The 18081-nt window shown below is 71.7% G+C and carries 11 protein-coding genes; 4 read left to right on the top strand and 7 right to left on the bottom strand.

Going from position 1 to position 18081, the window contains the following annotated elements; translation table 11 throughout:
- Positions 1–20: 20 nt before the first annotated feature.
- The 3 genes from sigJ (at position 21) to C6Y14_RS15025 (ending at position 3166) form a co-directional block, all read left to right on the top strand.
- Positions 21–965, top strand: coding sequence for an RNA polymerase sigma factor SigJ (sigJ, locus tag C6Y14_RS15035; RefSeq protein WP_107017159.1), 945 nt, complete (start codon positions 21–23; stop codon positions 963–965).
- Between the two features lie 115 nt (positions 966–1080).
- A complete protein-coding gene (locus C6Y14_RS15030) occupies positions 1081–2298 on the top strand; it encodes an NAD(P)/FAD-dependent oxidoreductase (RefSeq protein ID WP_107017158.1) in 1218 nt (405 codons plus the stop codon).
- Between the two features lie 64 nt (positions 2299–2362).
- Positions 2363–3166 carry a DUF4097 family beta strand repeat-containing protein gene (locus tag C6Y14_RS15025; RefSeq protein ID WP_107017157.1) on the top strand — a complete coding sequence of 268 codons (804 nt, stop codon included), beginning with the start codon at positions 2363–2365 and terminating at the stop codon, positions 3164–3166.
- Between the two features lie 24 nt (positions 3167–3190).
- On the opposite strand, the gene C6Y14_RS15020 is transcribed toward C6Y14_RS15025, so the two are convergent.
- From C6Y14_RS15020 to C6Y14_RS14990, 7 genes are all read right to left on the bottom strand, one after another.
- Positions 3191–5464 (bottom strand): glycoside hydrolase family 3 N-terminal domain-containing protein, encoded by a 2274-nt coding sequence (locus C6Y14_RS15020; RefSeq protein WP_107017156.1) that lies wholly within the window; start codon positions 5462–5464, stop codon positions 3191–3193.
- Entirely contained in the window at positions 5461–7395 is a 1935-nt protein-coding gene (locus C6Y14_RS15015; RefSeq protein ID WP_107017155.1) for a glycoside hydrolase 5 family protein, read from the bottom strand. Before C6Y14_RS15015 ends, C6Y14_RS15020 begins: the two co-directional genes overlap by 4 nt.
- A gap of 82 nt (positions 7396–7477) precedes the next feature.
- A complete protein-coding gene (locus C6Y14_RS15010) occupies positions 7478–8551 on the bottom strand; it encodes a LacI family DNA-binding transcriptional regulator (RefSeq protein WP_107017154.1) in 1074 nt (357 codons plus the stop codon).
- A complete protein-coding gene (locus tag C6Y14_RS15005; RefSeq protein WP_107017153.1) occupies positions 8548–9375 on the bottom strand; it encodes a carbohydrate ABC transporter permease in 828 nt (275 codons plus the stop codon). The genes C6Y14_RS15010 and C6Y14_RS15005 overlap by 4 nt, the downstream gene beginning before the upstream one ends.
- Before the next feature lie 15 nt (positions 9376–9390).
- A complete protein-coding gene (locus C6Y14_RS15000; protein WP_107017152.1) occupies positions 9391–10329 on the bottom strand; it encodes a carbohydrate ABC transporter permease in 939 nt (312 codons plus the stop codon).
- 64 nt (positions 10330–10393) lie between these two features.
- On the bottom strand, positions 10394–11686 hold the full coding sequence (locus C6Y14_RS14995) for an ABC transporter substrate-binding protein (RefSeq protein WP_107017151.1): 1293 nt from the start codon (positions 11684–11686) through the stop codon (positions 10394–10396).
- Positions 11687–12189: 503 nt separating this feature from the next.
- Complete coding sequence (locus C6Y14_RS14990) at positions 12190–16002, bottom strand: S8 family peptidase (RefSeq protein WP_225891088.1); 3813 nt, start codon at positions 16000–16002, stop codon at positions 12190–12192.
- Positions 16003–16728: 726 nt separating this feature from the next.
- On the opposite strand from C6Y14_RS14990, the gene C6Y14_RS14985 reads away from it, so the two are divergent.
- A complete protein-coding gene (locus C6Y14_RS14985; protein ID WP_107017150.1) occupies positions 16729–18048 on the top strand; it encodes an NtaA/DmoA family FMN-dependent monooxygenase in 1320 nt (439 codons plus the stop codon).
- The last annotated feature ends 33 nt before the right edge of the window (positions 18049–18081 follow it).

Genomic DNA, 18081 nt, shown 5'->3' with positions numbered 1-18081 from the left:
GGCCGGTTAGGATCCGGGTCATGCCGCTGACCCTGGAAGACGTGGACCGGTTCGAGACGCTGAGGCCTCGTCTGGAAGCCATCGCCTACCGCCTCCTGGGGTCGGCGAGCGAGGCCGAGGACGTCGTACAGGAGACGTTCCTGCGGTGGCAGGCCGCCGACACCGGGCGCATCGAGGTCCTGGAGGCCTGGCTGACGAAGGTGCTCACGAACCTGTGCCTCAACCAGCTCACCTCGGCCCGCGTACGGCGTGAGCGGTACGTCGGCCAGTGGCTTCCCGAGCCGCTGCTCGACGGCGACCCGATGCTCGGCCCCGCGGGCACCGCCGAGCAGCGCGAGTCGCTCTCGTACGCGGTCCTGACCCTCATGGAGCGGCTGTCTCCCAACGAGCGGGCCGTGTACGTGCTGCGGGAGGCCTTCGACTACCCGCACCGGGAGATCGCCGAGATCCTCGGCATCGGCGAGGCGGCCAGCCAGCAGCTCTTCCACCGTGCCAAGCGGCACATCGCCGACGGCAGGGCCCGCGCCGAGATCGACGGGGCCGCCGCCCGGCGGATCGTCGAGGAGTTCCTGTCGGCCGCCACCACCGGAAGGACCGAGCCCCTCGTACGGCTGCTCACCGGTGACGTCGTCTCGATCGGCGACGGCGGCGGGAAGATCCCGGCCCGGACCACACCGGTCGCGGGCGCCCTCGCGGTCGCGAGGTTCATGCGGGGCCTGTTCAAGCCGGCACCGGCCAAGCGTGCCCTGATCGGCGGGTCGGCCGAGATCCACCTGACGACGGTGAACGGCGGCCTCGCCGTCGTCGCCGTCGTCGAGGGCAGGGTCGTCGGCATCACGTGCGTGGAGGTCACCGCCGAGGGCATCGCCGCGTTCCGCAGCCAGGCCAACCCCGACAAGCTGGAGCGGGCGACCGGGCTGTGGGCGGCGGCCGACCATGGGGAACCGCTGTTCCACGCCTTCTGACACCGATGTGAGCTGCTTCACACGGTGTACCTGTCAGGGATCGGCGTGCTGTCCGGTTCAAGGGCCGTAACCGCGCTCGACACGGGCCGGACCCGCCCAGACAGGAGTCACCGCCATGCAGCACCGCATCATCGTTCTCGGCGCCGGATACACCGGAGCCATCGCGGCCGGCCGCCTCGCCAGGCGGCTGCACCGCGACGAGGTCGCCATCACCCTCGTCAACGCCGAGCCCGACTTCGTCGAACGCGTCCGGATGCACCAGCTCGCGGTCGGCCAGGACCTCACACCGCGCCCCTTGAGCGAGATGTTCGAGGGCACCGGCGTCGAGCTGAGGATCGCGAAGGTCACCGGCGTCGACGTCGATCGGAAGACGGTCGCGGTCGTCCCGGCGAACGCAGGCCCCGGTGAGCCCGCCGGCACCGAACAACTGCCGTACGACACCCTCGTGTACGCCCTCGGCAGCGGCTGGAACGACCAGGGCGTCACCGGTACCGCCGAGCACGCCCACGAGATCGCGAGCAGGCCAGGAGCACTCCGGCTGCGCGAGCGGCTGGCCGCTCTGGAGGCCGGACAGTTCGTGGCCGTCGTCGGCGCCGGTCTCACCGGCGTGGAGGCCGCGACGGAGCTGGCCGAGAGCCGCCCGGACCTCGCCGTCGCCCTCGTCGCCCGCGGCGGCCTCGGCGACCGGCTCTCGGACAAGGGCCGCGCGCACCTGCGCAAGGTCGTCGGCAACCTCGGCATCACCGTGCACGAGAACGCGGCGGTTACCGGAGTCGAGGCAGACCGGATCACCACCGCCGACGGCGGGGCGATCCCCGCCGCGGTCACCGTGTGGACGACCGGCTTCGCGGTCCACCCGATCGCACGGGCCACCACCCTGGAGACCACCGGCACCGGCCAGATCGTGGTCGACGGGACGATGCGCTCGCACTCCCACCCGGAGGTGTACGTCGTCGGCGACGCGGCCATGGCGATGGGCCCCGGCGACAAGCCGCTGCGGATGTCGTGCGCCTCGGGCACCCCCGCCGCGTGGCTGGCCGCCGACACCATCGCGGCACGCCTGACCGGCGGAAAGCTCCGGAAGTCGGCGGTTCGGTACTACAACCAGTGCGTCTCGCTGGGCCGCAAGGAGGGCCTGATCCAGTACGTCACCGCCGACGACCGGGCCGTCGACGCGGCCCTGACCGGCCGACTTGCCGCCGTCTACAAGGAGTTGGTCTGCAAGGGCGCGGTCTGGGGCGTCGCCAACCCGACCCTCGGCCTGCCCGGCCGGCGCCGCCATGTCGTCGGGGAGGCGGACCGGGCGGGGGCGGCCGCCGAGGCGGTGGCCTGACACACCCCGGTTCGGCGGCGCGCCAGGAGTCATGGATGCGCGGGCAGGGGGAAACCGACCGGGCATGGACGCAACGACAACGACGCGCGCACGGAGCCTGGTCGCCCTGATGGCGATGGTCCCCCTCGTCGCGGCGTGCGGCGGAGGCCACGACGGGAACGACGACGAGGGCGCCTGGGGAGCCGCGGCCCAGCCCACCGTGGCCCGGGGCGCCGACCTGGTGATCACCACCGACAACGGGGTGCGGCTGCGCCCCGCCGACGGTGACCGGGTCGGCGTCGGAGGCCACATCCGGCACGAGTGGTCCCACCGGGACGACACCTGGGTGCTCGACCTGTCGTGCCCGAAGCGGGACGACGACGGCCGGGAGTCGGGCCAGGAGGCGGGCCGGGGATCCGGTCAGGAGTGCGACCGCATGCCGGAAGTGAACGTCCCGGAGGGCACGTCCGTCACCGTCTCCGCCCGTAACGCCGGTATCGACGTGGCCGGTGTCTCGGCCGCCCTGGACCTCACGACCGTCAACGGCGACGTCACCGTGACCAGGTCCGGCCGGAAGGACGCCGCCGTCCGGCTGGAGACCCGCAACGGATCCGTACGCGCGGGCACCCTGCGCGCCGACGACCTGCACGCCGAGACGGTGAACGGTGACGTGACGCTCGACTGCGCCACTTCGCCGGGCGGCGTCGGCGCCCGCACCACCAACGGCTCGGTCCGGGTCGTGCTGCCGCACGACGCGCCCGCCTACCGGATCGCGGCGACCACCGACAACGGCCGCCCCTCGGTCACCGTCCCCACCGGTGACGAGGACGACGACCGCAGCATGACGCTCACCACCGTCAACGGTGACGTCACGGCAGGCGTGGAGTAGGCACGTACCGCGTGCGCCGGCAGCTCATGGCCCGACCGTGAGAGGTGTCCCACTGGTCCTGTCCGACGACGGGCCGGTCTCCAGCAGGAGTTCGCCCGCCTCGACCCCCACGGTGAGGTCGCGCGTCACCGAACCGAGCATGTCCGCGTCGACGTCGAACACGGCTTCCGCGCTCTCGCCCGGGGCGAGCCGGACCCGGGTGAACCCGCGCAGCTCTCTCGTCCTGGGCCATGAGGAGCCGCCCGACAGTCGCCGCACATACAACTGCACGGTCTCGCGCACCGGTCGCCGTCCCGTGTTCGTGACGGTGACCGCGCACGTCAGCGCGGGTGCGTCCAGGGACACGGACGTACGTGACAGCTTCGGCTCGCCGTAGGACACCGTCGTGTACGACAGGCCGTGGCCGAACGGGTGTCGGGCGGAGGCCGGTTGATCGACGTATCCCCGGTAGCGGTGGTCCTTGCCGTTGTAGAAGACGGGCAGCTGGCCCGCCGAGCGCGGCACCGACACGGGGAGCCGTCCCTCCGGCTCCGCCCGGCCGAAGAGGACGTCGGCGACCGCGCGTCCACCCCACGGCCCCGGATACCAGGCGCTCAGTACGGCGCCCGCGGTGCGGGAGAGGTCCGGCAGCGCGTGCGGGCGCCCCTGGACCAGAACCACGACGACCGGTGTACCCGTGTCGGCCACGGCGTCGATGAGCCGCAACTGTGCGACGGGCAGTGAGAGTTCGGCCAGGTCGACGCCCTCGCCGCAGGTCATGCCACTCGGCGTGGCGGAACCGACCTGCGCGGCCCCGTTGTCGTCGAACGTCGTCTCACCGTCGCGGGCGCTGGAACCGCCCAGTACCAGCACGGCCACCTCGGACGCGGCGGCCAGGGCGACCGCTTCGGGGAGCGCGGACAGGTCGGCGCCCGTCAGCGCGCACCCGGCGGCATGGGTGACCTCGACGCCGTCGGGGGCGGCTTCGCGGATGCCTTGCAGCACGGTGACGCCGGTCCCGGGCCGCTGGGGCGCGGTGTAGTCCCCGATCTGGTGCGGTACGGAGTCGGCGTCGGGCCCGAGGACGGCGATCCGCCGAGCGGCCGGGCCCAACGGCAGGGTGTCTCCGTCGTGTTCGAGCAGGACGACGGAGGCTCTGGCGATCCGCTCGCTCAACTCCCGGACGGGATTGGGCGTTTCATGAGCGGGGCGCCCGGACGCGTACGGCCGCTCGAAGAGGCCGAGCCGGAACTTGAGCGTGAGGACGCGGGCGACGGCGGTGTCGAGCGTGGCCTCGGGAACGAGCCCACGGGTGACGGCTTCGGCCAGCCGCGGGAAGCAGGCGTCCCACAGGCTGAGGTCGCAGCCCGCTGACAATGCCATGGCTCCCGCTGCCACCGGGTCACCGGTGAGACGGACCAGCCGGTCGATGGCACCGCCGTCCGCCATGACGATCCCGTCGTAGTCCCATTGCTCGCGCAGCAGCCCGGTGAGCAGGGGCCGGTTCGCGACACAGGGCAGGCCGTCGAGTTCGTTGTACGCGGCCATCACCCCGGCCGCACCGGCCCGGACGCCCGCGCGTGCCGCCGCGAGGTGGATCTCGTGGAGTTCCCTGGGCCCGAGTTCGGTGGCCGCGCTGTTGCGTCCGCCGATCGTCGCGCCCTGTCCTGCGAAGTGTTTGAGGACGACAGCGGTGTCCGCCCTGCGCATGCCGCGTACCAGCGCCTCCGTGAACCGGGCCGCCAGATACGGGTCCTCGCCGAAGCATTCCTCGGCGCGGCCCCAGCGCGGGTCGCGCACCAGGTCGAGGGCCGACACGAGTGCCACATGGCCCCCGCGGGCCCGTAGTTCGGCGCCCGCGGCCTCGGCGGCTGCCTCGTACAGGTCCGGGTCCCAGGTGGCGCCCACGCCGAGGTTCACCGGCAGGAGGGTGCCGTCGAGGGCCTGGTGGCCGTGCGGTACCTCCTCCACGAACAGCACCGGGACACCCAGGCGGGTGTTCTCGACGACATGCCGCTGCACGTCGTCCGAGACGCGGGCGCCGTCGGCCGCCGTGATGCCGTCCGCGAACCCGACCCCCGACCAGGGGTCGGCGCGCTGGAGCCCGTAAAGGGCGCCCATGCCGTCACCGTCGGCGACCTCGGTCCGGAAGGCGTCGGTGAGCCGGTATTCGCCGGACGCCGTCCGCTCGTAGGCGTCCCAGCCGTAGAGACGCTGGTTGACCTGGCCCACCTTCTCCTGAAGGGTCATGCGGCCCAGCAGGTCCCGGACCCGGTCCTCGACCGGCGCGTCCGGGTCCCGGTAGACGTGGCCGGTCATGTCAGCTCCAGGACGACGACCCCGTACGGGGCGAGCCGCACGTCCGTCACCTGCTCGCCGGACGTCACGTCGTGCAGGGTGCCGACCGCCCGCGGGCGTACGGTCAGTTCCTCGGCGGACTGGCTGACCAGCCACACGAAGCGCCGTCCGTCCTCGTGCACGAGCAGGTCGGCGCCCACGAAGGGGCTGTCGACGGTCACCGGGCGGTCGGCGCCCGCGAGGTCGGCGAGCGCCGCGTACAGACGGTGGGTCTGCTCGGGGTTGACCCGGGCGGTGCGGGCGGCCATGTGCTCCAGCGGGTAGGTCGCGAGGACCGTGCGTCCGCTTCCCGTCTCGCGCACGAGGAGGGCGGGGCGGCCGTGCCCGTCGACGGCGACCACCCGGGCGTCGCGCGGGACCACCGGCAGATAGGCGCGGCTGTCCTCGTTGCCCGCCACCGGGAAGGTGAGGGTCTCCCCGGCCGCGAGCGGGCCGAAGTCCTCGGTGAAGGTCATCTCCAGCACGTCGTCGGTGATGGGCTCGGCCACCCCGTACGACAGTTGCAGCTCGACCCCGAACAGGCCGTCGAGGTCGTCGAACCACGGTCCGCGCGTGCCGGGGTGTTCACCGGAGCAGAACGACAGGTAGACCGTCGCCCCCTCCTCAGCGCGGCGGGCCAGTTCGCGCCGGGTGCGGGCGGTCAACTGCCTTGTGGCGGGCAGGAGATAGAGCTTGGCGTGGCCGGGGAGGTGGTCGGCCTCGCGGACCAGTCCGGCGGGCAGGTCGGCGGCGCGGGCGGCGACGTACGCCTGGTGCAGCGAGGTGAAGATCAGCGGTCGGTCGGCGGGCCTGCTGTAGGGGTAGCCGCGCTCCAGGAACGCGGGCACGACCAGGGCGGCGTCGGTGTCGGCCCGGCGGCAGCGTGGGAAGTCCACCGCCTCCAACACGTCGGCGAAGGCGGCGAGTTCGAGCAGCGGAGCTTTCGGTGCTCCCTCGCTGTCCGTGATGCCGAAGTGCATCTCGAAGGGGTGGTGGTCGTACGGCGAGCGGTCCCACAGGTCGTCGTAGTCGGTGTTGTTCCAGGCGATCCAGCCGGTGGCGCCGCCGAGCAGGCTGTTGTGCAGGGTCTGCCGGTAGTAGATCCCGGCGTTCTCGGCGGACACGGTGTCGGTGGAGAGGCCGAACTCCTCAAGCACGACGGGCTGTTGTGTCACCGAGGCCAGCTCGCACTCGAAGGCGGCCCGGTAGTGCTGGCGGGGCCGGTCCGTGTCCGAGCGGTAGACGTGCGGGCCCACGAAGTCGACGTACTCGGCGGTGTCGCGGAGTGAGAAGCCGTTGTCGCGGCCGGTCACCTCGATGCCCCAGGCGCCGTCCCCGAGGGAGACGGGCTGGGTGCCGCCGGCGGCCCGTACGGCGTTGCACATGGCCTGCGCCCAGGCGGTGACGACGTCGGAGGAGGGCGGGTTCTCCTGGTAGACGCGGCCGTAGCCCGGCATCTCGTTGGTGATGAGCCAGCCGGTGACCGCGGGGTGGTCCTTGAAGCGGCGGGTCATCTGCGAGGCGAACCAGGCCTGGCGGCCGACCATCCACACGTCCTCGTACAGGTCACGCCCGCCGCGCCAGACGGGGTCCCAGTTCTCGCCGGACATGTGTCCGACGATGAAGGTGGGGACCGTGCCCATGCCCGCCTCGGTGTGGGCGTCGAGGAAGTCCGCGAACCGCTCGCACAGGGTCTCGTCGATCCGGTGCGGCTCGGGGTGGAAGTCGGGCCAGTAGAAGAAGGAGCGCGTCATGGTCAGACCGTGCTCGCGCAGCACTTCCAGTTCCTCGCGGACCGTCTTGGGGTCGTAGTCGCGCCACATCAGGGGACCGCCGGTGCGGGACCAGAAGTTGGCGCCGAGCCAGGGCAGTACGGCGGAGTCGTGGGTCAGGTGGGCGCTGTGGCGTCGCATGGTCCTTCTCGGATCGATCGGTGGTGCGGTGGCAGGTGCGGGCGTACGGCACACCGGGGCCGGGGCCGGGGCCGGGGCCGGGTCAGGGGGCGGGTCTTCGCGGCGCCGGGCCGGTCGACTCGCGTACGACCAGGCGGGGCCGGTCGTCGAGCCGCTCGGCCTCGACGTCCTCGCCGCACCGGGCGAGCAGGACCCGCGCGGCAGCCGCGCCGACCCGCTGCACCTGCTGGTCGACGGTGGTCAGCCGCGGATGGAGCCAACGGCCGAGCGGCAGGTTGTCGTAGCCGACGACCGAGAGGTCCTTGGGCACGCGCAGGCCCGCGCGCTGGGCGGCGCCCATGCCGCAGACGGCCATCGAGTCGTTGGCGTAGACGATGGCCGTGGGGCGGTCGGCGGTGTCGAGGAGCGCGACCGTCGCGGCGACGGCCGACACCTCCGAGAAGTCGGTGTGCAGCACGGCGACCGGCCGCACCCCCGCCTCCCGCAGGGCCGTGTCGAAGGCGCCGTGCCGCAGCCTGGTGTGCTGCAACTCCTCGGGACCCGCCACATAGGCGATACGCCGGTGGCCCAGTTTCAGCAGGTGGGCGACGACCTCCTCGACGCCGGCGCCCTGCTGTCCGAGGCCGACGCTCGGCACGGCCGCCGCGCGGTCGGGAGCGCCGAGCAGCACCGCGGGCAGGCCGAGGCGGGCCAGCAGCGCGGGGCGGGGATCGACGGCACGCGCGTCGGTGAGTACCGCGCCGTCCACCCGGCCCTCGGCGGCCAGCCGCTCGTAGAGGACGTTCTCCTCCTGCGCGCCCGCGACCAGGTGCAGCAGCAACCCGTAACCGCGCGGGGCGAGTTCGCCCTCTATACCGGTGATCAGCTCGCTGAAATGGGGGTCAGCGCCGAGCACGTCGGTGGGGCGCCGGACGACCAAGGCCAATGTGCGCGTGCGGGCGCTGCGCAGGGCGGCGGCGGGCGCGCTCGGCGACCAGCCCAGTTCCAGCGCGGTGTCCAGGATGCGGCGGCGGGTCGTCGAGGACAGCCGCCCCTTGTCGTTGAAGGCCTGGGAGACGGCGGCGGTCGACACACCGGCGGCCGCCGCGACGGCCTTGATGGTGGGCCGCCGCCCTGCCCTGTCCGGCGTACCGGACTCTTCGGTCGACGTGCTCACATCTTCACCGCCCCGCTGACGAGCGCCTGCTGCATGCGCTTCTGCAGCACGGTGTAGACGACCCACACCGGTACGAGGGTCAGGACCGTGCCCGCGGTGAGGACGCCGTAGTCGGTGCCGGTGATCGACTTCAGGGTGGGCAGGGCGACCTGGACCGTGCGCTGGGCGGGATCGGGCCCGATGATCACGAGCGAGTACAGGTACTCGTTCCAGAAGGTCAGGAAGTTCAGCAGCAGGACCGTCGCGATGCCGGGCATGCACATCGGGATGTACACGTGCCGCAGGACCGCGAACGTGGACGCGCCGTCCATGCGCGCGGCCTCCTCCATCTCCTTGGGGATGGTCCGCATGAACTGCACCAGGATCACGACGGACAGCGGCATCGCGGTCGCGGGCAGGAACAGCACCATGAACGTACGGGTGTGGAACAGGCCCGTCGCCGCGGCCAGCAGGAACGTCGGGAAGAGCGCGGCGAAGGTGGGGATGAGGAAGCCGAGCGAGAAGACCTTCTCCATGACCGACGCGAGCCGGCCGGTGGACCGGGCGAGCGCGAACGCGGCGGGCAGCGCCAGCCCCAGGGTCAGTACGAGGGCCAGGACCGTCACCAGCGTCGAGTTGACGACGGCGAGTCCCAGGTCGGCGCTGTCGAAGGCGGTACGGAAGTTGCCGAACCCGAACGAGGTGGGCAGGGCGAAGGGGTGCGCGAAGATCTCGTCGTTCGTCTTGAAGGCGGAGGCGAGGAAGTAGTACAGCGGCACGATCAGCAGGACCGCGTAGGACCACACCAGGATGTGCGCGGGCAGCCAGCGCTTGCCGAGCTTCATGGTGAGCGGCTCCGATCAGTAGTTCTGGCGGAATGCGCGGCGGATGGTGAGCAGTCCGACGAGCCCGGCGAGGAAGAGGATGACGCCGACGGTCTGGCTGTAGCCCAGGTCGGCCGCGATGAACGCCTTCTGGTAGACGAGGAACGACAGGGTGGTGGACGAACTGCCCGGTCCGCCCTGGGTGAGCAGGAGGACGTGCTGGGCGGACCCGAAGAGCGTCCACAGGAACTGCAGCATCGTCACGACACCGACGTAGTCGCGGATGACGGGGAAGTGGATGAGCCACATCGTGCGCCAGTGCCCGGCGCCGTCGAGCTGCGCGGCCTCGCCGAGTTCGTCGGGCACGCTGCCGAGCCGGGCCGCGAACAGGACGGCCGTGAAGCCGATTCCCGCCCACACGTCCAGCGCGATCAGGCAGGCCAGCGCGGTGGACGGCGAGGCCAGCCACGCGTCCGTCAGCGAGCCGAGACCCACGGACTCCAGGGCGCCGTTGGCCAGCCCGTCCGGGGAGAGAGCGGCGTAGAAGACCATGGCCTTCGCCGGGGTCGAGATGAGCCCCGGGATGAAGAGCAGATAGCGGATGACCCGGTGCCCGGGCGGCTTCTGCGCCACGTAGTAGCCCAGCATGTACGCGCACACGATCATGATCGGCAGGGCGGCGGCGAGCTGGACGGCGGTGTTGCGCACCGCGTCCCAGAAGACCGGGTCGTCCATGACCGTACGCACGTTGCCGAGGCCGGCGAACGACACCGGCTGCAGCATGCCGGGCCAGTGCAGGGCCGCGACCACGAAGATCGCGACCATCGGCCCGACCATGAAGACCAGGTACCAGATCAGGGCCGGCACGGCGAGGACGGTGCCGCCCTGCCGGCGCGGGCGCCGTCCCGCGGTGGCGGACGGCGGGCCGGGGCGGCGGACCGTGGTGTCGCCCGGTGTGGGCGTCAACGTCGTCATGCGGTGACTCCGATGGACTGGGGCGAGGGACGCGGGGGACACGGGGGAGGGGCCGGGGCGAGGCTCATGCGGAGCGGTACGCGGCTTCGAGCGAGGCGCGGACCCTGGCGGCGCCGATGCCCCGGGTGAAGGACGTACTGGTCGCGGTGATCAGCGGTTGGGTCGCCGCGGGCGGCACGTACACATCGGGCAGCAGGACCTGGCTGACGTCGTCCCCCAGCCGTTGGGCCGCCGCGACCAGCGGAAAGTCCGTACTGACCGTGCTGGAGCGCAGTGCCATGTCACGGCCGCTTTCCTTGATGAACCGGGACACGGTCTCGGGGCGGTACATGAACCGGAGGAACTTCTCGACGGCGTCGATCTTCTTCGTACCGTTCGGACTGATCCAGAACCCGATCAGCGTGTACGTCCGCAGGATCGTCGGCAGTTTGTGCGCGGCACCCTCCGCGAGCGGCCAGCCACCCACCTCCGTGTGACGGGCGACGGGCTCGGGCACCTTCGCGAGCGCCGACGACATCGCCGACTGGATGGCGGCGGACTGGGTGTTGTACTGCGTGGTCATGAGGTCGGAGGTCAGCCCCTGCGCCTTGTCGACGAACACCCCGGCGTCCCGCAGCGCCACGAAGTACTCGATGCCCTCCTTCGCGCCCCTGCTGCCGCTGAAGTCTCCGGTGGAGTAGACGTGCCGGGCCTCGTCCTCGCTGAGGAAGGTCTGGATGACCTGGGCGAGGAGCTTCTGCCCGGTCCAGTCGTTGCCGCCGGTGGTGACGGGGCCGATGCCCTTGGCCCGCAGCTTGCGGGCCGCGGCGATCAGCTGGTCGCCGGTCACCGGGATCTCGTCCACGCCCGCCTTGTCGAGGAGCGAGCGGTTGTAGGCGACCGGCCAGTTCGTGGCGAAGTAGGGAAAGGCCCGCAGCCTGCCCTTGCCGTCGGTCCAGGCGTCCAGGGCCACGGGCAGCACCCGCTCGCGCAGCCCCCAGTCGTCCAGGTAGTCCTTCACGTCGACCGTGGCGCCGACGTCCGTCCAGGCCAGGGTCTTGTCGTAGAGGTTGACCATCACGACGTCCGGCTCCTTACGGGCCAGCCGGGAGGTCTCGTAGACCTGGGCGAGGTCGTCGCCGTTGACGAGGTTCTTGACCTTGAGCCCCGGGTTCTCCTTGCGGAAGCGGTCCAGGGAGTCCAGATAGGTGGGCGATCCCGGCGCGGTGGTGCCCAGCTGGCTGTGGACGACGAGCGTGTCGGGATCGGAGTCCGCCGCGGCCAGCGCGGAACAGCCGGACAGAGCGGGCAGGGCGGTCGCGGCGGTGAGGCCGGAACCGGCGGCGAGGAAGCCGCGCCGAGTCAGCGGTGAGCGCACAGCGGGGTGTCTCCAACCAAGGCGGTTAACGAGTGGTTAATCGATGTACCTGCGGAAGTGCGAGGACTTTAGGGGGGGGTTCCGCGTGCGGTCAAGACCCAGGGAGGGAGGAGTGCCCCGAAGGGGCGCGGGGAACTGCGCGCTCAGCCACGGCCGACCGGCAGCCGCTACAGGTCGGATGCCCGTGCCCCGGGGGGCTCTTCCGGGCGGCCGGGGACGAGTGCCCGGAAGGGGCGCGGGGAACGGCGCGCTCAGCCACCGCCGACGGCAGCCGCCACAGGTCGGATGTCCGTGCCCCGGGGGGCTCTTCCGGGCGGCCGGGGACGAGTGCCCGGAAGGGGCGCGGGGAACGGCGCGCTCAGCCACCGCCGACCGGCAGCCGCCGCACGTCGGATCCCCGCGCCCCGGAGGGCGGCCTACGCCGGAGGACCCCGCGCCCCAGGGGGCCACCGCGGCGCCCAGGAATCAGGCGCCGCAGCAACCCCGTAAGCGGTCGGCTGAGGTCAGCCGACCCCCACCACCCGCACGATCGTCTGCACGACGGAGTTCCCCCGCGCATCGGACGCATGGACCCGCACCGAGAGGAACTCGGCCTTCCGCGGAGCGGCGAGATGGGCGAGCGCGCCCTCGGCCGACGTGGACAGCGAGGCCCGCTGCCAGCTCCGCCCGTCGTCGTACGACACCTCGACCCTGTCGACCCGGGCCGCGGCGACGGAGACCCCCGGCACATGCGAGGCCGTGACCAGCACGGACGCGGTCCGCTCGGCCGTACCGTCGGCCGCGGTCGGGATCAGGTAGTCGAGCTGCACCAGCGGCAGCAGACCGCTCTCGCCCTTCTTGGGAGTTCCCGAAACGAAGCCCCACTCGGTACGGGTGGAGGTCGAGTACGGGAACCCCTCGGTGCGCTCCGTCGTGGTCACCAGGCGGTAACCGGCCCTGGCCGCCGGTACCTGGCCCTCCACGGAGTAGCCGTCGCCGCCCGCGACCAGGGTGTCGCCCCGGTACAGCTCGGTCCGCTGCGAGGTGGTACCGGTTCCGTACGTGCTCACATGACCGTTCGTACCGTCACCCCAACCCGGCACGTACGCCTCGACGGTGTCGCCGGTGCGCCGCGGCAGCGTCTCGCTGACGTTGACCCGGGGCCGCTGCACGGGCCCGAACCACTGCACGTACGTGCTCCGCCCGGCCGGGTAGGTGAGCACGCCGGACTTCTGCGTCGCGAAGGCCGTCGTCGCCTCCTCCATCCAGCGGACCTCACGGTCGGAGGTCACCCAGTCGGTGCGCCGCGCCCCGGAGTGGGACAGCCGCTGCATGCCGATCTTCACGCCGAGGTAGGGCTGGATGTCGTAGCGGAACTCGTCGACCTCCTTCGCCGGATCGTTGCGGAAGTCGACGTCGACGCGGGCGAGCTGCCGCTCGGTCGGCGCGTACGTCGGCTTCGTGGGGATCGTGCCGTGCCAGGAACGCACGAGGTCGTACAGGTAGCCCGTCTTCGCGTGGGTGACCGTGCGCATCGCGACGGAACCGTCCGGGCTCGCCTTGATGCGGTCGATCAGTGCCGTGCCCTCGGTGCGGGACAGGCCCACGACGGTGAGCGGGGTCTTGCGGACGGGCTCGCGGAGCCTGCCGTCGACGTCGTTGACGATCACCAGCAGCGCGACGCCGGCCTTTTCGGCGGACTGCACCTGGTCGGCGGCCGCTGCCGCTGCCTTGCCGACCGCGAGGTCCCTGTCGTCCCCGCCGTCCTCCTCCTCGTCCTCCGGGAGGTAGTTCACCACGGCGATCCTGCCCCGGGCGTCCAGGCCCTCGTAGTCCTCCGTCAGACCGGCACCCGCGTGGACGGCACGCAGCGTGCGGTCGCCCTCGGCCGGGTCGGCGGATCCGGGCTGGACCCACAGGTCGTCGAAGTCCTGCTTTCCGGAGGTCAGGCTGACGAGGGGCTGCTGCATCCGCCAGCGGGCCGTGTAGGTCAGTTCGCCCGAGGCGGGCTTCGCGGTCGGCAGGGCCCACAGGCTGTCGTACCCGCTGCCGACCGTCCAGGAGTCGACGACCGGAGGCGAGTCGTCACCGAAGGTGCGGTGGAAGTCGACCCGGACATCGCTGTCCGTGCTCGCCCTCGGTGTCACCACACGGGTCTGCACCAGACGCGTTCCGTCGAGCGTGACGTCGGTGTCGCCGCGCACCTCCACGGTGGGCGCGCTCAGCAGCGCCAGGCCCCGCGACGACTCGCCGTGCGTTCCCTCGACCGGCGCCCAGACCCAGACCGTGTAGGTACCGGGCCGTACGAGAGCGTCGAGGGCGCCGCCGGCCGCGTTGGCGGACTGGCTGTACTCGTCGCCCTGCCGCTGCCAGTTGACGAAGACGAGCGAGGGGCTCGGAGCACCGGCGCGGTCGGTCACATGGACACGCAGATGGAAGGGTTCCTCGTACGTGCTGACCCCGAGGAGCGACCTGGTCAGCGTCCTGCCCGAGGCCTCGGCGGTCAGCTGCGCCGTGTAGCGCTGTTCGCTCGCGGCACGGTCGAGGTGGGTGGTCACGGTCGTCGACGCGGAACCGCCCGCGGGAACGACGAGCTGCTTGTCGGCGACGGTGAACAGACCGGCGGGCGCCGTCTCCGTGGCGGCCACGGACAGGTCGACCGTGACCGGCTCGGCGCCGTCGTTGCGCCACGTGACCGTCTTCTCGACGGTCTCGCCCGGCTCGCTGGTGGTGTGGATACCGGCGTCGATCGTGCCGGTGGCGAACAGCGTGCCCTCGGTGGCGGCGACCGTGTCGACCCGGCCGTTGCCGCCCGCGTCGGCCGGGTTGTCCGGCGTGGCCTTCGACCTGCTGACCAGCGCGTCCTTGATCTCGGAGCCGGTCCAGCCGGGATGCGCGGCGGCGACCAGCGCGGCCGCACCGGCCACATGCGGTGTCGCCATGGACGTACCGCTTTTCGCCGTGTACGAGCCGGTCCCCGACGTGTACTGCGAACGCGCCGCCAGGATGCCGACGCCCGGCGCGGTGATCTCGGGCTTCAGGGCGTCGTCCCGCAGCCGGGGACCGCGGCTGGAGAACTCCGCCACGGTGTCGTCCGCGTCGACGGCGCCCACGGTGAGCGCGGCGTCCGCGGCGCCGGGAGCGGCGACAGTGTGGTCGTACGGTCCGGCGTTGCCCGCCGCGACGGCGAACAGGGTGCCGGTCTCGGCGCTGAGACGGTTCACGGCCTGACTCATCGGGTCACTGCCGTCGGAGGGGCCGTTGGAGCCGAGACTCATGCTCACGACCTTGGCCTTGGCGTCACGGGCCGCCCACTCCATGCCGCTGATGATCCAGGAGTCGTAACCGTTGCCCGCGTCGCTCAGAACCTTCCCCACGTGCAGCCTCGCGCCCGGCGTGACCCCCCTCTCGACGCCGCCCTCCGAGGCGGCGCCGCTGCCGGCGATGGTCGACGCCACGTGGGTGCCGTGTCCGTTGCGGTCCGTGACGTCCTCGCCGGGTACGAAGCTCTCCGACGAGTCGACGACGTCCTTCAGGTCCGGATGCCCGGTGTCGTAGCCGGTGTCCAGGACGGCGACGTCGACACCCGCACCGGTGTTGCCCTTCGCCCAGACCTCGGGCGCGCCGATCTGCGCGGTGCTGTCCGCGAGTTCGGCCTCGACCTTGCCGTCGAGCCACACCTTCCGGATGCCGCCGGCCAACTTCGGGGCGCTTTCGGCGGCGCTCGTGGTCGTGGCCGTGGTCGCGGTCTTGGCCGCGGGCGTGGTGAGGTCGCTCCAGAAGGCTGCCGCCCGGCTACGGTCCTGGACGAGCGCGGTGCTGTTGATGCTGCTCAACGCCCTTGCCCCGGTGGCTCCTTCGGGCAACGACGTCGCATCCGACTTGCGCCGGGCGGCGGAGGCGTAACTGACGATGAGAGGCAGACCGTCGGCGTGGGTGTCCCCGTACCCTTCGGCCAACAGACGGGTCACGTTGAAGAGTTCGGGGTCGAGCAGACCGGAGCCGACATAGGTGTCGGCGGACGACGGGTACACATACGTGTCGTCGCCCTGCCGGGTGATCCGCGCGTCGGCACGCAGACCGTCCGGCCCCTGCACGGAGACGGTGTCGGGACCGGCGCCACCCGGCGTGACGGTGACCTGATCACCTGTCAGCAGTGTGACGGTGTGGCTCTTGCCGCGGGCTTCGGCCCCTGCGGCGGTGGCCGCACCGCCGGATATGGCAACGTTGTCGGTGTGGGTGGACAGGTCCAGGTCGGCCGCGACGGCGGACGGGGTTGCCGTCAGCGCCACGAGGGCCGTTCCGATGGCCAGCAGTCGGTGTCTGCCGGGATGCATCAGTCGCACGGGCGTCCTTGATCGAGTCGATGGAGAAGCGGACGGTCGATGGTGAAGCGGACGGCTGGACACTAGCCATCCGATGACTGTTGCGGGAGGGGTTACCCGGAAAGATCGTTCCGCGAAATGTGCTGGCAACGTGGGGAGTTGGGCGGTCGAGGACGTCGGGGTGGGGCGCCGGGGTGCGGGCCGGGGTACGGGGTGCGGCGCGCGGGGGCGCACCCTTGACAAGGACGCACCCCCGCAACGTACGTTCATTGCGCAACCACCTAGCGCGGGAGTCACCTTGAGGGCGTCACACGTCAGGCCGGTCCGCAGCGCGGTGACGCTGCCGGTCTGGACGAAGCGTCGGCACGTGGACCTGTGCCGGACGCATGGCGCGCTCTGTAGCTGACCCATCATCCGGGACCGACCTCGGCTGACCGACCTCGGTTCCGGCTCTCTCCCTCCTCCGCCCTCCTCCGGCAAACGCGCGTGCACGCATGTCCCATGTGTCCCGCGTGCCCCGCGCCCTCATGTGTCCGTGTGGATCGCGTGTTGCCGCAGTCTCGCCCGGTCGCGTTCGATCCGGTGTGTCCGGCAGGTCCGGACGACGCCCACGCGCGCCGCCGGAATTCCTCCGCCCTCAGACGTCACCGGCGCTGGTGTCGGTGTCGCCGTCGGTGTCGACCCAAGCGTCGACACCGGCATCGGCATCGCCGCCGGACCGGTGGGAATGGACGATTCGTGAGCGCAGAACGCCCCAGGACGCTGAAGACCGTGACCGGAGCGGGCGGCACGTCCGAGACCTACGACCTGGCCGTCGACCCGACCCGGTCGACGCTGGACACCGCCGTGCGCGTGGCGAGACTCGCCGAGGCCGCGAGGATCGACGCCCTGTTCACCGCCGACCTGCTCAGCTTCGGCGCCCAGGGCCCGATCGGCTCGCAGGAACCGCTGGTCTTCGTCTCGGCGCTGAGCCAGGTGACCTCGCGGATCGGCCTGATCGCCACGGTCTCGACGACATTCCACCATCCGTACAACCTCGCCCGGCTGTTCGGCACCCTCGACCACGTCAGCAACGGACGGGCCGCCTGGAACCTGGTCACCTCCTCCATCGGAGAGGAGAACTTCGGCCCCGGCGACCTGCCCGGCCCCGAGGAGCGCTACGCGCGCGCCGCGGAGGCCCTGGAGGTGGTCAACGCTTTGTGGGACAGCTGGGAACCAGACGCGCTGACCGTCGGCGCGGACGGCAAGGCTGTGCTGCACCGCGACCGGGTGCATCCGATCGACCACTCGGGCCCGTTCTTCACCGTGGCGGGCCCGCTGAACATCCCTCCGCTGCCGCAGCGGCGCCCGGTACAGATGCAGGCCGGCCAGTCGGAGGCGGGGCAGGCGCTGGGCGCCCGGTACGCCGAGATCGTCTTCACCTCCCTGCCGACCCTGGACATCGCGGTGGACTTCACCCGGAAGATCCGGAGCCAGGCCGAACGGTTCGGACGGGCCGGCGGACTGCCCCTGATCTTCAGCTCGTTGCACGCCACCTACGGCTCGACCGAGGCGGAGGCACAGCGGCTCGTACGCGAGAGGCGGGAGTCGATCGACTTCGAACGCGGCCGTGCCCAGGTGGCCGACATGCTCGGCGGCGGCGTCGACCTCTCCGAGATCCCGCTCGACGCGAAGCTGCCGGAGAGCCTGCTGCCCGACATCACCTCGGTGAACCGCCGCCGGGGCCGCGTCGACATCTTCACGGGCTACGCGCGCCAGGGCTACACCCTGCGACAACTCGTCATCGCCGCGCAGGACACCGGGCACTGGGCCGCCGCGGGGACGCCCGAGCAGCTCGCCGACGCCGTCGAGGAACGGTTCCGGGCAGGTGTTCTCGACGTGATCACGCTGGGCGGCCTCGCGGACCCGCAGCAGCACGACTTCGCCGTCAACGGCCTCCTCCACGAACTGCGCAAACGGAAGATCGTCGCCCCCGACTACACCGGCACCACCCTGCGCGAGAACCTCGGACTCGAACTGCCTGCCCGCACCCCCGCGACGGCCCGGGGACGGTGGTAGGCGGATCGACAAGGGATCGACAGGGGATCGGGC

This window comes from Streptomyces dioscori (assembly GCF_003024195.1).
GTDB classification, from domain to species: domain Bacteria; phylum Actinomycetota; class Actinomycetes; order Streptomycetales; family Streptomycetaceae; genus Streptomyces; species Streptomyces dioscori.
The sequence above is the reverse complement of the archived record's forward strand: the minus strand, read 5'-3'. Positions and strand labels throughout refer to the sequence as shown.

Bases quoted from the DNA above. Each gene is read 5' to 3' on its own strand.
- sigJ (WP_107017159.1), top strand. From the start codon at position 21: ATGCCGCTGACCCTGGAAGACGTGGACCGGTTCGAGACGCTGAGGCCT.
- C6Y14_RS15030 (WP_107017158.1), top strand. From the start codon at position 1,081: ATGCAGCACCGCATCATCGTTCTCGGCGCCGGATACACCGGAGCCATC.
- C6Y14_RS15025 (WP_107017157.1), top strand. From the start codon at position 2,363: ATGGACGCAACGACAACGACGCGCGCACGGAGCCTGGTCGCCCTGATG.
- C6Y14_RS15020 (WP_107017156.1), bottom strand. From the start codon at position 5,464: ATGACCGGCCACGTCTACCGGGACCCGGACGCGCCGGTCGAGGACCGG.
- C6Y14_RS15015 (WP_107017155.1), bottom strand. From the start codon at position 7,395: ATGCGACGCCACAGCGCCCACCTGACCCACGACTCCGCCGTACTGCCC.
- C6Y14_RS15005 (WP_107017153.1), bottom strand. From the start codon at position 9,375: ATGAAGCTCGGCAAGCGCTGGCTGCCCGCGCACATCCTGGTGTGGTCC.
- C6Y14_RS15000 (WP_107017152.1), bottom strand. From the start codon at position 10,329: ATGACGACGTTGACGCCCACACCGGGCGACACCACGGTCCGCCGCCCC.
- C6Y14_RS14990 (WP_225891088.1), bottom strand. From the start codon at position 16,002: ATGCATCCCGGCAGACACCGACTGCTGGCCATCGGAACGGCCCTCGTG.